Below are 12,643 nucleotides of genomic sequence, written 5' to 3' on the forward strand. Positions count from 1 at the left end.
TCCGACAACATACTAATTATTCGAACCGTTTCAATTCGTACGATTATAATTATTGATCATGCGTCTCGCTTCCCTCTGTGCTTTAGAGTCTGCGCTATGTTTCTTATTAAGGTCATCTCCATAGAATTTGTTGCTGTTCATCCCCAACGAGTCTTTCAGGAATATCCATAGGAGTGGCAGCATAAAAACACCTATTAACCCTAACAGTATCCACATCCTGATTCCTCCTTTATACATCTACTTCCTTTATATACGATTTTAAATCATAAAATGTTTCATAGATACCGTAATTATCAGAATTTTTCCAAAGAATGAAAGATGGCTTACAGGTGTGAACCAAGTGGTAGAGTGGTAAAATGCATATAGAGGAGGAAGATCATATGGAACTCATATTTCTAGGAACTGGATCAGGCGTCCCATCAAAAAAACGCAATGTATCTTCCTTAGCCTTGCAAATGCTACAGGAAAGACAAGCCACCTGGTTGTTCGACTGTGGTGAGTCCACCCAGCACCAGATACTGCGAACGAACATCCGCCCAAGACGAATCGAAAAAATATTCATCACCCACCTTCACGGAGATCATACATACGGCTTACCGGGGTTGTTGAGCAGCCGCTCCTTCCAGGGGGGCGAGACGCCCTGCACGGTCTATGGTCCGAAAGGGTTGAAAGCTTATATCGATATCAGCCTCGAGATCAGTGGAACAAAGCTCACTTACCCTCTCAAGGTCATAGAGGTGCAGGAAGGCTGCATCTATGAAGACGAAATCATAAAAGTAGAAGCGATTGCCTTGGAACATGGACTTGAAAGCTATGGATACATCCTTGAAGAAAAGGACCTCCCTGGTGAATTGATGCCTGTAAAACTGAAATCAGAAGGAATTATGCCGGGCCCCATTTACCAAAAGATAAAAGAAAATGAATCCATTACCCTTGAAGATGGAAGAGTTATTCATCGGGAAGATTATATCGGCCCACCAAAAAGGGGAAAAAAACTGGCCATCCTCGGTGACACGAGATATATCGAATCCCTTGCAGGAAAAATCCGAGGAGCGGACATTCTCATTCATGAAGCTACATTCGCAGGGAAAGACGAACAACTGGCATACGATTATTATCATTCCACAGCAACACAGGCTGCTAGAATCGCTGAACAAGCAGAAGTCGGAGAATTGATTCTCAATCATATATCTTCTAGGTACCAAAATGAGGCGGTCGATGACATGCTGGAAGAGGCAAAGGAAATTTTCCCTCGCACGTTCATTGCAAGCGATTTTTATCGCCATCCAGTCAGAAAAATGGAAGGAGATTGATTATGGACGAAATTTCAAATCAAATAGCTGCACAGCGCAACTATTTTCAAGCAGGTAATACAAAGAGCTACGATTTCAGAAAGCAGCAGTTGGAAACGTTGAAGCAGACACTTCAAAGCTATGAAAATGAACTGATCCGAGCATTGAAAACAGATTTGAACAAGTCCGAATATGAGGCATACGCTTCCGAAATCGGCATCCTCTACAAGGAAATTAACGACCACTTGAAGCAATTGAAAGATTGGATGGATCCAATCAAAGTAAAAACGCCGCTTACACATAAAGGTTCAAAGAACTATATCGTCAAGGAACCATACGGCACGGTACTCGTCATCGCTCCATGGAACTATCCGATCAATCTGGCCCTCGCGCCGGTCATCGGTGCCATTTCCGCCGGGAATACCATCGTTCTTAAACCATCTGAATGGACACCGCATGTTTCTGCCATCCTTCGTAAAATGGTTGCTGAGGCATTCCCACCCGACTATTTCGTTGTGATCGAAGGAGATAAAGAGGTCAGCGAAGCACTGCTTGACCAACGCTTTGATTACATCTTCTTCACCGGTAGTGTCCCTGTAGGAAGGATCGTCATGGAGAAAGCCAGCAGACACCTTACACCTGTAACTTTGGAACTCGGCGGAAAGAGCCCTGCTATCGTAGACAACGATGCAAAAATCGATCTGGCAGCAAAGCGAATCGTTTGGGGGAAATTCGTCAATGCTGGACAGACATGTATCGCTCCGGATTATTTATTCGTCCATGAAGATGTGAAGCAAAAGCTCTTAAAGAAAATGCAAAAGCACATCATATCCATGTTTGGAAAAGATCCACTAGCGAACAAGGACTACACTCATATCGTATCCGCCCGTCACTTTGACCGTTTGGAGAATTTCCTCGATAACGGGAAAGTCGTCCATGGTGGCACTACCGATCGTGTTCAACGAATCATCGCCCCTACCTTACTGGATGAAATCGATTGGAATGACCCGGTCATGCAGGAAGAAATTTTCGGTCCCATTCTTCCTATACTGACATTCCGCACACTGGACGAAGCGGTCGAACAGGTGAAAATGCAGGAAAAACCTTTGGCACTCTACTATTTCGGAGAAAAGGAAAAGAAGCAGCAGCAGATCATCGATGAACTGTCTTTCGGCGGCGGCTGCATCAATGACACGCTTTATCACATTCTCAATCCTCACCTTCCATTCGGAGGAGTTGGAAACAGTGGGATGGGAGCCTATCACGGGGAATCCAGCTTTGATACATTCAGTCACAGGAAAAGCATTACCGAGCAAACAACGAAATTCGATTACGGATTCCGCTATCCAGGCTCGAAGCTTGGCCTGAAATTTGTACGTAAGCTTTTCAAATAATGTGCAGGTACCCTTCAATCGGGTACCTTTTTTATTGGAGTGGTTGATTAAAGACGGCGATTGAACACAAAAAGTGAGCGATATTGCACTAAACGAGCAGTTATTTATACAAATTTGCGTAGTTATTCAACAAAACCGTTCAGTTATTCAACAAAAAATCAAACCTCTTTGACAAATCAATGGTCGACACTTTTTTCAAAATAGGCCTGTCATCAAACTGTTACTTTTGTAACAAAATAGCAATAAACGGTTCAATAATCAGAAAATATATATTAAGATGAAGATAGCATAATACATCAGGAGGAAGTTTGATGGCCACCGTCTTTAAATCGAAACAAAAAAGCTGGATCGTCCTGCTGACCGCATCTCTATTCTTCAGTCTTGCGGTATTCTTCACGAACAGTACCCCAACCAGCTCCAAAGATAATGGGAAGGTTACCCCGACAGTATTTGTCCATGGATACAAAGGCGGTACCGGCTCCTTCAATACAATGCTGCGAAGATTCCAAAATGACCGTATCGGAATGAAACAGCTGATGATCCGCGTTTCAGAGGATGGTTCCCTTCAATATATAGGGAGAATCCTCGATGATAAAAACCCATTCGTACAGATTGTCTTTGAAAATAATCGCGCAAGTATTGCCGATCAGACCCTATGGATGAAGAAAGTCATGCATAGCCTACGCCATAAATACGGAATCGAACAAGTGAATCTTGTAGGTCATTCCATGGGAGGGCTTGCTTCAACGAATTTCTTACTTGAAAGTGATCGATCTGATTATCCAAGAGTGGAAAAACTCGTAGTAATGGGCAGTCCATTCAAAGGGATCGAACGGGAAGACTATTTCTCTTATAATTATGGGGAAGCCACTGTTGATCTGAAGCCAGGTTCCGATGCACTGGAAAGTATGCTGAAAAGGAAAGACGCTTTCCCTGAACATATAGAAGTCCTCACCATCGCTGGCGTAGTCACAAAGGACGTTAAACTTGGGGACGGTCTGGTCAGTTTGGACAGTGCTATAGGTATTGAGGATATCGTACCGTCAGAGCGATACCACGAAAAGATTTTCAAGGATCCTGCAGCGACCCACTCCGGGCTGCATGAGCATACAGGTATCGATAAAGTCCTTGCAGCGTTTCTATGGAATATTAAAGCGAACAACTGAAAACTGCTATAACTGCGAACAATACTATAAACAAAAAGCTGTGTGACAAGGTCTCTGCGTCACACAGCTTTTTTTATACTTTAAGAAAGTTTATCTTTTTTAAAGGAATAAAGTATAAGAAAACACTAAGGCTTTCGCCATAATTACTTGGCGATAAGCCAAGTTTTTCTAACGTGGTACGTTTCAATTGTCGATTATTTCGATTGCTTCCCTGACATCATAGACCTGCGGATCGATTTCCGTTTCTTTCCCCATTGCAAGTTTTGCAAGTTCCGCTCCTAGGTAAGGTCCCACTGTCAACCCCGATGAACCAAGGCCATTTGCCACCAGGATTCCTTCATAACCCGGAACGTAGCCGAACACCGGAAGAAAACCAGGTGTAAACGGTCGAAAGCCAACCTTTGTATCCACTAACGTAGCTTCTGACAATCCAGGTGCAATGGTAAGAATCTTATTAAAAATTTCATGTAGCCCGCCAGGTGTGACGCGACGATCAAAACCCATATCATTTTCACTTGTGGCACCTGCGATGATTTTTCCGTCATCAAATGCCAGTAGATACTTGTCTGTAGGAGGCATGACCACCGGCCATGAAGAAGTATCCGCTTCAGGCAGCTGCAAATGGACGATTTGCGCTTTTTGAGCACTTACCTGAAAGTCCAGACCAAGAGGGCGGAGCAATTCACTTGCCCATGCACCCGCTGTAACGATGACCTTGTCAGCATTTAAGATGTTACCATCCACTTTTACACCGGTTACATGGTGATTATGAAATTCAAGTGCCGCATTACCGTGAATTACTTCTGCTCCATACTTGACTGATGCATGAAGCAAAGCCTTTTGCAGAGCCCCTCCATTCACGCGGGCAGCGCCACTTACATGCACTGCTTCATAATCTTCAGCTAAGGCAGGGAACAATTTTCGAGTATCTTCTGCACTTAAACGAGTGATTTCCCCCATCTCTGGAGCATCTTCACGGCGCTTCATTGCCCGTTGTTCCATCTGCTCAAGCTTCTTCACATCCGTATGAATGCTGAGCGCTCCAACCTGTTGATATCCAGTATCTTTCTCTCCATCTTCTTTTAGTTCTTCAATCAAGGATGGATAATATTTTGCACCATTTTTGGCAAGCGTGTACCATTTCTTATTCCTTCTTTGAGAAATCCACGGACAGACGATGCCTGCCGCTGCATTCGTCGCCTGCCCTGGTTCCTCCCGATCGATGACGATCACTTTTTCTCCCGCTTTTGCTAGCCGGTATGCGGTGGATGCTCCAAGAATACCGGCACCTACTACGATGTATGTCATATATTCACACCTATTTCTACTAGAATCTGATATCCATCTTACAGGACAATTCCCCCTTCCTCAAACGGTATAATCCAAGGAAGCAGGAGAGCTGAGCAAATTTGGGCGTTTATTCTTCCACTGTCATCTTTTGTATGGATGGTGGGCACTGTAAATTGTGTTCTTTAATCTTCTTATTGATTTGTTTCACCAATTTCTTTCTGTCTTTTCCTTCAGATGCTTCTAGTTCGCTTTTCAATGTCTCAATTTCTTTACTCAATTTTACCCACTTAGGAAGTACGTTGTTATCTTTCAATGTTTTGTTCAATTGTTTTTCATAGCTGTTGAAATAGCTTTCTTCCAATATCAGTGGCTTACCCTTTCCAGGCAAATGATCGAAATCACCCTATTTCTCTGCAGATTCAATTATGGAAGATAAATGATCTTTATATGCTACTCGCTCATTGAACTCTTCATATTTATCATTGTTTCGTTTTCTGTTCATTTTTATCATCCCTCCTTGACTGACCCTTTTAATAAATTGACATTCGACAAATCGACCTCATTCCCCTCCCTATCTACAATCTCAATGCTCTAATTGTGAAGAATGTCGTTTTATCGTTGAAAAAAAGGGTAATCTAAAGTTAGAAGAGTTGTCATATGTTACATGTTATGTTATATTTCCTAACATGGAATTGTAATTGCAACTCAAAAAAGAAAAAGGTGAGGGTAAAAACTAATGGACTATTCGAAAGAATCGATTAAAAAAGAAGTTATTGATCAGGGAGTTGAATTCATCCGTTTGGAATTCACCGATATGCTTGGGGACACAAAAAATGTAGAACTACCTGTCGAAGAGATTGACAGCGTACTTGATAACGAAGCTATGTTCGACAGTTCTTCCATTTCCGGTTTCTCCGATATTCAGGAAAGTGACATGTATCTTGTTCCTGATTTGGACACTTTCAAAGTAATGCCGAAAGAAGTGGAAGAAGATAGTGTCGCCCGATTTGTCTGCGATATCTATACACCTGATGGAGAACCATTTGAAGGAGACCCTCGTTTTATTTTGAAACGTGCAATGCAGGAAGCGAAAGATATGGGCTACACTGTTAATGTAGGTCCAGAACCAGAATTTTTCCTATTTAAATTGAATGAAGAAGGCTACCCAATTCGTAAGATGAATGACCGTGCTGGGTATTTCGATGCTTCACCTATCGACAAAGGGGATAAAGTGCGCCGTGACATTGTGAGTGTACTTAAGAAATTCGGCTTTGAAATGGAAGCTTCCCACCACGAAGTTGCAAAGGGTCAGCATGAGATCAACTTCCGTTTCGATGATATGCTGAAAGCGGCTGACAATATCCAGACATTCAAGAGCGTCGTCAAAAATGTCGCTACCAATCACAATTATCATGCTACATTCATGCCTAAACCAATTGCAGGAGAGAACGGTTCCGGGATGCATTGCCACCTATCCTTATTCAAGGATGGAGACAGCGAATTCTTCGACCCTAATGAAGACGACGATATTTCTCAAACGATGAAATACTTCATGGGTGGTATTCTTCACCACGCAAGCGGTATCACCGCTATTACAAACCCATGTGTCAATTCATATAAACGACTTGTTCCGGGGTATGAAGCACCAGTAAGTGTCGCATGGTCCCATTCGAACCGTAGCTGTATGATCCGCGTTCCTACCACGCGAGGAAAAGGGACACGTTTCGAAGTGCGTCACCCGGATCCAACTGCGAATCCATACTTAACGCTTGCAGCGGTCGTTCATGCAGGTCTTGAGGGTATCCGCAACAAAATCGATCCTGGTGAGCCAGAAACAAGAAACCTTTATGAAGTAGCCGACGACGAAGTCCCAACGCTTCCAACTAACCTGAAAGAAGCGATCAACGCCCTTAAAAGGGACGAGATATTGATGAAGGCTCTCGGCGAGCACACTTCCGCTCAGTATATTGAACAGAAAGAAGCGGAATGGAAAGAATATTCGCTGCAGGTCAGCAAGTGGGAAATTGATCAGTATATGAATAAATAAAACCATTAACCAGCCCCCTTCACAGGTGGCTGGTTTTTTTATTAAGAGTTTGGAACTTTCAATGGGAGTAAAACCACAAAAAAGAAGCTGTCATCTCAGTGGGAAATGGCAGCTTCTTTTCTTTTAATAAGACAGTACATCGTCCAGGTAATCACCATGGCCGCGAGCCAGTTTTACATCCTCAGAAGATTCAATCCAGAAGAACTTGAAAACCACCCCTTCTTCTCCACCTCCGCCAGTAGGTTTAATCATCCATTCATCTTCCACGTCTTCTGAAGAAGTCAATTTATAAAAATGACGATGATGCATTTCTCCATCGTCATTCTTCCAAACATCTTGCGCAATCTTATTTTCAACCTTCAAACCCTGTAATCCAGTTTCCTCTTCCATTTCTCTTAAGACAGCCTGTAGCGGAGTCTCGCCTTCTTCTACAGTACCTTTGGGAATTTGAAATCCTGCGTATGGGTTCAAGTGTTCAAAGACGAGCACCTGTTTTTTCTGATTGTGAATTCTAATTATATATCCATAAGCTTTTTCAATTATCCGCATCATTTAAAACTCCATTTACCTTAATCCGGCAAATCGCTGTTCTTCATACAGTCCAGGAAGATAGGCTTCGAGAACATTCCCATCAGGATCTTTGAACTTGAAATGCCCCTTTGAACCTTCTACCACTTCCACACCTTCCGAAACGAGTGATTCTTTCAATTGGTCAGCCTGGATTTCATCGATTTCAAATACAGGGTAGGTCCCAGCCACCCTTTCAGGAGAAAAACTGCCAGGACCTTCAATCAAGCAGACGTATGTAGGAGATGGTTCAGGGAACTGCAATACTACCGTTTGATCGTAATCATGCTTTACTGTTAATCCGATATGATTTTCATACCATTTTCTTGATTGAACGATATCACTGACCATAATATTGATTTGATTTACTGCTTTAAACCCACTCATTATCATCCACTCCTATCAATTCTCTCTATACCCTTTCGCCAGGAGTATAAAAAAACCTGCTAGAAAAACTTGGCTTGTCGCAAAGTACTTATACCTTAGTATTTTTCTTGCACTTTATTCCTTTAATAAAGTTAAACTTTCTTAAAGTGCAAAAAAGCACAACCCATAATTGGATTGTGCTTTAAACAATTTATACTAATTCCCTGTCCCAGTGACGGTGCTTCGCAACAGCTTCGACAAATCCTTTTACGAAAGTTTTGGAATCACTTTCTGCGACAACACCAGGGCTGCCATGCATGTGATCTTCCAATAGCTCTTTTCCTTCATGTGTGGCTCCGATCGGCTTGAAGTGCATGAATGCTTCAATCAGGAAGTAAGAGGTGTCCTGCTTGAATTTCTTATCTAAATCATTTCCACCAACCACATACAGTGCATCGAATAATACAGAATCACTCGTAAGGAACGTATGATCCACTGTTACTTCTACACCATCCGTACCTTTCCTTTTACCTAAGCTGCTACTGATGAATTCCGGCTGCAAATCGGCTGCCTTAAGCGCTTCAATAATGTTGGCGACCTCTTCCCCGTTGAAGCCTTCACTTACAATCACTCCGACTTTACGAGTAGATGGTGAATGCTTCGTATTCGCCTGACTCAATGCAGGTGAAGATTTAGTAACATTGGAATCCTTCGCTTCAGGCACGTCAACTCCGATAGCTTCTGCAACAGGCTTGACGAGATCCATGCTCACATTGGCAAACATATTCACCACTTGCTGCTGGACAGATTCGCTTTCGACTTTCCCAAGTTCGAAACTCATCGCCTGGATGATATGATCCTTTTCATGATCACTCATACTGTTCCAGAAAAGCGTCGCCTGGGAGAAGTGATCTTTGAAGCTTTCACTTCGGGCACGGATTTTATGGCCTTCCACTTTTTCCTGATAGTGCTTGTAGCCGCCTTCCGCTTCAGTAGCTGGCTCAGGAGTGTTCTCCGCAAGTGAATTTTTATGGTAGCTGACCTGTCCTTTATTGATTGTATGGCGACCATACCCATCACGCTGATTGTTATGGAACGGACAAACAGGGCGATTGATCGGAAGCTCATGGAAGTTCGGACCACCAAGACGGATCAATTGAGTGTCAGTGTATGAGAATAAACGCCCCTGTAATAATGGGTCATTGGAAAAATCGATTCCAGGTACGACATGACCAGGGTGGAACGCTGCTTGTTCCGTTTCAGCAAAAACGTTATCCACATTTCGATTCAACGTCATTTTACCGATCAATTTCACAGGTACATCCTCTTCCGGCCACAATTTCGTCGGATCAAGGATATCGAAGTCGAATTTGAATTCATCTTCTTCTTCGATGATTTGTACGCCGAGTTCATACTCAGGATAGTCACCTTTCTCAATGGACTCCCATAGGTCTCCACGATGGAAATCAGGATCCTTACCATTCAATTTCTGCGCTTCATCCCAAACAAGTGAATGTGTTCCAAGGACAGGTTTCCAGTGGAACTTGATGAATCGCGCCTTTCCTTCTTCATTGACAAATCTGAACGTATGGACTCCGAAGCCTTCCATCATACGCAGACTTCTCGGAATCGCACGATCGGACATCGCCCACATTACCATATGTGCAGATTCCTGGTTATTGGCAATGAAATCCCAGAATGTATCGTGCGCTGTCGCCGCCTGAGGCATTTCGTTATGCGGTTCAGGTTTGACCGCATGGACCAAATCCGGGAACTTGATTGCATCCTGAATGAAGAAGACAGGGATGTTGTTTCCCACAAGATCGAAGTTCCCTTCTTCAGTATAGAATTTTGCAGCGAACCCACGGGCGTCACGTACTGTTTCGGCAGAGCCTTTAGATCCTGCTACTGTAGAAAAACGTACAAATACCGGCGTTTTCTTCGATGGGTCCTGCAGAAATCCTGCTTTCGTATATTCTTTCATTGATTCATACGGTTGGAATTCCCCATGCGCTGCGAATCCCCTGGCATGAACGATACGTTCGGGAATACGCTCATGGTCGAAGTGAGTCATCTTTTCACGGAAGTGGAAATCCTCCATCAACGTCGGACCTCGTTCTCCGGCTTTTAGGGAGAATTCATCTTCTGAGACCTTCACACCTTGGTTCGTGGTCAGCTTTTTATCTTTATCATCCGTGCGATACTGCTCTAACTGTTCGTTCTTCTTATTTTCATCACTCATTGTCTTCCTCCTTATTTATATGTAATGAAAAGCTTGTTAGGCTCTTCCCGATTGGAAAAATGCGTAAACATTATTCGATGCTAATTATAAAAAACCCCCGACATCTACGATGAGATATCGGGGGTTTTGACGGATTATGCAGATGTGACCGTACCTTGGTGGAAGGTCATCCGCCATGCTTCGCCATCCAGCTTCCATATGGAACTTCTCCATGAATGCTGCCCTTTCAAAGGGTTGAATACTTTATAGGTGGTAAGCGCCACATCTTGCGCTAGAGGTCTGGCATCAAAATCTGTCAGCGTCATGATCGGTCCTTCCTCAGTCGGTAGCCTCTCGAGCACATGTGCTTTATCAAACATCAATCCTGAACTGCCGACCTCGATAAAATCGTCAGCAAGCAGCTCGTCCAATTTTTCTCTGGAGCGTCTCGTTTCCCTTTCTAACAACACCGCATCCAATGAATACAAATGCGCCTTTACTTTTTCTAAATCCGTCATGTTCATTTCACCTCTTCCATATTGACGATGTCACTTAGAGAAAGATTCTCGCGATCGAGTTCAGCATAGGAAGGCAGACCGAACGTATCCCACAACGTAAAGGCGTCCAAGTCATTGAACTGAGTGATGAACAAAGTCATGACCGTACCATGGGTAACGACGATCACATCTTCTTCATCGGGATGACCTTCCAAAACCTGCTTCACAGCTTTCGAAAAGCGCTCCCTGGCTTGATCAGCAGTTTCGTCTCCAAAAATCAGTTCAGAAGGATGATCGAAGAACTTTTGAATGATTTCTCTCCACTCTTTCCTTGGATAAATGATTCTGTTCGTCTCTCGAACATGTTCATGAAGGTTATGTACTTCTTCAACTTCCACACTTGAAGCTGCTGCGATTTCTTTGGCTGTATCCACTGCTTTCGGTTCTTTACTGGAATATACTTTCAAAAACGAGTAATCTTTCAGTTTTTCCCCTAAACTCCTTGCCTGCTTACGCCCTTCCTCAGTAAGCTGCCATTGATTTGATGGTGTATGCTCAGACAATGCCGGCATGGCATGTTTAATCAAAATAAGTTTCCCCATGTGCTAATCCCCTCTCCAGTTATACTCCTCCCTATTTTATCTTAAAATTCAGGCAAATAAAATCTTAAGCTGACACGTTCAGATGATTGAAGTTCTTAGAAAGAAGGAATACTCAAAAAGTAAGCAATCAGAAAGGAAGGATCTAAATGAAAGCAATCATCATTGAAAAATATGGCGGGATCGATCAACTGAAACAAGCAGATGTACCTGCTCCAACTCCAAAATCGAATCAGGTATTGATTGAAAATCATGCAACATCAATCAATCCGATCGACTGGAAGCTCCGTGAAGGTTATTTGAAGGATATGCTTCCATTCGAGTTTCCGATCATCCTTGGTTGGGACGCTGCTGGTATCATTACAGAAGTTGGAGATGACGTAAGCCAATTCAAAAAAGGTGATCGTGTATTCGTCCGTCCTGCAACGACAAACCAGGGAACATACGCAGAATACGTAGTTGCAGACGAATCCCTGCTTGCCCCAATCCCTGCAAACCTTGATTTCGCGGAGGCTGCTTCGATTCCACTGACTGGCCTCACCGCTTGGCAGTGTCTCTTCGACTCAGGAAAAGTGAAAGAAGGAGATAAAGTGTTCATCCATGCAGGAGCCGGCGGTGTCGGAGTGATGGCGATTCAATTAGCCAAGAACGCAGGGGCGTATGTAGCTACGACAGCCAGCAGCAAAAATGTTGACTTCCTCCACTCACTAGGTGCAGATAAAGTAATCAATTACGAAGAACAGAAGTTTTCCGACATTCTTGAAAACTATGATTTTGTCCTTGATTCCCTCGGGGGAGATATTCAGGAAAAAAGCTTTGACGTCCTGAAAAAAGGCGGAAGACTTGCTTCCATTGTGCAGCCTCCGGATGAAGATAAGGCACGAGAAAAAGGCATAGATGCCAATTTCGTCTGGCTCGAACCCAATGGAGAACAATTACAGAAACTCGGCAGACTGCTGGAAGAAGGCAAAGTAAAGCCGCATGTCGGTCATAGCTTCGACTTTTCTGAACAAGGACTGAAAGACGCACACAAGCTTAGTGAGACACACCATGCGAAAGGTAAAATCGTAATTAAAATCAAATGACGGAAGAGGGCTCCCATGCCCTCTTTTTTTAATGAAACATTAATGTGCTCCTCCACCACTATCGTTTTCACCAAATGACCTATATAATAGGTGGGGACGAATTTTATAAAGAAAAGGTG

The 12,643-nt window shown here is 43.3% G+C and carries 12 protein-coding genes and 1 pseudogene; 5 read left to right on the plus strand and 8 right to left on the minus strand.

Annotation, left to right across the window (positions count from 1 at the left end):
• Positions 1-30: 30 nt before the first annotated feature.
• Entirely contained in the window at positions 31-216 is a 186-nt protein-coding gene (locus ACFQ2J_RS05160; protein WP_386057197.1) for a hypothetical protein, read from the minus strand.
• A gap of 164 nt (positions 217-380) precedes the next feature.
• On the opposite strand from ACFQ2J_RS05160, the gene rnz reads away from it, so the two are divergent.
• From rnz to ACFQ2J_RS05175, 3 genes are all read left to right on the plus strand, one after another.
• Positions 381-1,313, plus strand: coding sequence for a ribonuclease Z (rnz, locus tag ACFQ2J_RS05165; protein WP_386057199.1), 933 nt, complete (start codon positions 381-383; stop codon positions 1,311-1,313).
• 2 nt (positions 1,314-1,315) lie between these two features.
• Positions 1,316-2,686: an aldehyde dehydrogenase gene (locus ACFQ2J_RS05170; protein ID WP_386057201.1), complete on the plus strand. Its 1,371-nt coding sequence runs from the start codon at positions 1,316-1,318 to the stop codon at positions 2,684-2,686.
• A 311-nt stretch (positions 2,687-2,997) separates the two neighbouring features.
• Positions 2,998-3,852 carry an alpha/beta fold hydrolase gene (locus ACFQ2J_RS05175; RefSeq protein WP_386057203.1) on the plus strand — a complete coding sequence of 285 codons (855 nt, stop codon included), beginning with the start codon at positions 2,998-3,000 and terminating at the stop codon, positions 3,850-3,852.
• A gap of 183 nt (positions 3,853-4,035) precedes the next feature.
• On the opposite strand, the gene ACFQ2J_RS05180 is transcribed toward ACFQ2J_RS05175, so the two are convergent.
• Both ACFQ2J_RS05180 and ACFQ2J_RS05185 read right to left on the minus strand, forming a co-directional pair.
• A complete protein-coding gene (locus tag ACFQ2J_RS05180; RefSeq protein WP_386057205.1) occupies positions 4,036-5,160 on the minus strand; it encodes an NAD(P)/FAD-dependent oxidoreductase in 1,125 nt (374 codons plus the stop codon).
• A 109-nt stretch (positions 5,161-5,269) separates the two neighbouring features.
• Positions 5,270-5,533 (minus strand): annotated as a pseudogene (locus tag ACFQ2J_RS05185) (DnaJ family domain-containing protein); the annotation flags it as partial.
• A gap of 345 nt (positions 5,534-5,878) precedes the next feature.
• On the opposite strand from ACFQ2J_RS05185, the gene ACFQ2J_RS05190 reads away from it, so the two are divergent.
• Positions 5,879-7,189 carry a glutamine synthetase family protein gene (locus tag ACFQ2J_RS05190; protein ID WP_386057207.1) on the plus strand — a complete coding sequence of 437 codons (1,311 nt, stop codon included), beginning with the start codon at positions 5,879-5,881 and terminating at the stop codon, positions 7,187-7,189.
• 123 nt (positions 7,190-7,312) lie between these two features.
• Here the strand turns inward: ACFQ2J_RS05190 and ACFQ2J_RS05195 are convergent, their stop codons facing one another.
• From ACFQ2J_RS05195 to ACFQ2J_RS05215, 5 genes are all read right to left on the minus strand, one after another.
• Positions 7,313-7,738, minus strand: a complete 426-nt coding sequence (locus ACFQ2J_RS05195) for an NUDIX hydrolase (RefSeq protein WP_386057209.1) — start codon at positions 7,736-7,738, stop codon at positions 7,313-7,315.
• A gap of 15 nt (positions 7,739-7,753) precedes the next feature.
• The gene (locus ACFQ2J_RS05200) at positions 7,754-8,143 is read right to left on the minus strand and encodes a VOC family protein (RefSeq protein ID WP_386057211.1); all 390 of its coding nucleotides are present in this window, start codon (positions 8,141-8,143) and stop codon (positions 7,754-7,756) included.
• 190 nt (positions 8,144-8,333) lie between these two features.
• A complete protein-coding gene (locus ACFQ2J_RS05205; RefSeq protein ID WP_386057213.1) occupies positions 8,334-10,364 on the minus strand; it encodes a catalase in 2,031 nt (676 codons plus the stop codon).
• Between the two features lie 134 nt (positions 10,365-10,498).
• Positions 10,499-10,861 (minus strand): nuclear transport factor 2 family protein, encoded by a 363-nt coding sequence (locus ACFQ2J_RS05210; RefSeq protein ID WP_386057215.1) that lies wholly within the window; start codon positions 10,859-10,861, stop codon positions 10,499-10,501.
• Positions 10,862-10,863: 2 nt separating this feature from the next.
• Complete coding sequence (locus ACFQ2J_RS05215; protein ID WP_386057217.1) at positions 10,864-11,442, minus strand: histidine phosphatase family protein; 579 nt, start codon at positions 11,440-11,442, stop codon at positions 10,864-10,866.
• Positions 11,443-11,588: 146 nt separating this feature from the next.
• Between ACFQ2J_RS05215 and ACFQ2J_RS05220 the strand changes: the two genes are divergently transcribed.
• Positions 11,589-12,524, plus strand: coding sequence for an NADP-dependent oxidoreductase (locus tag ACFQ2J_RS05220; protein WP_386057219.1), 936 nt, complete (start codon positions 11,589-11,591; stop codon positions 12,522-12,524).
• Positions 12,525-12,643: the final 119 nt, after the last annotated feature.

This window comes from Thalassobacillus hwangdonensis, from assembly GCF_042675915.1.
In the GTDB taxonomy this organism is placed as follows: domain Bacteria; phylum Bacillota; class Bacilli; order Bacillales; family Halobacillaceae; genus Thalassobacillus_A; species Thalassobacillus_A hwangdonensis.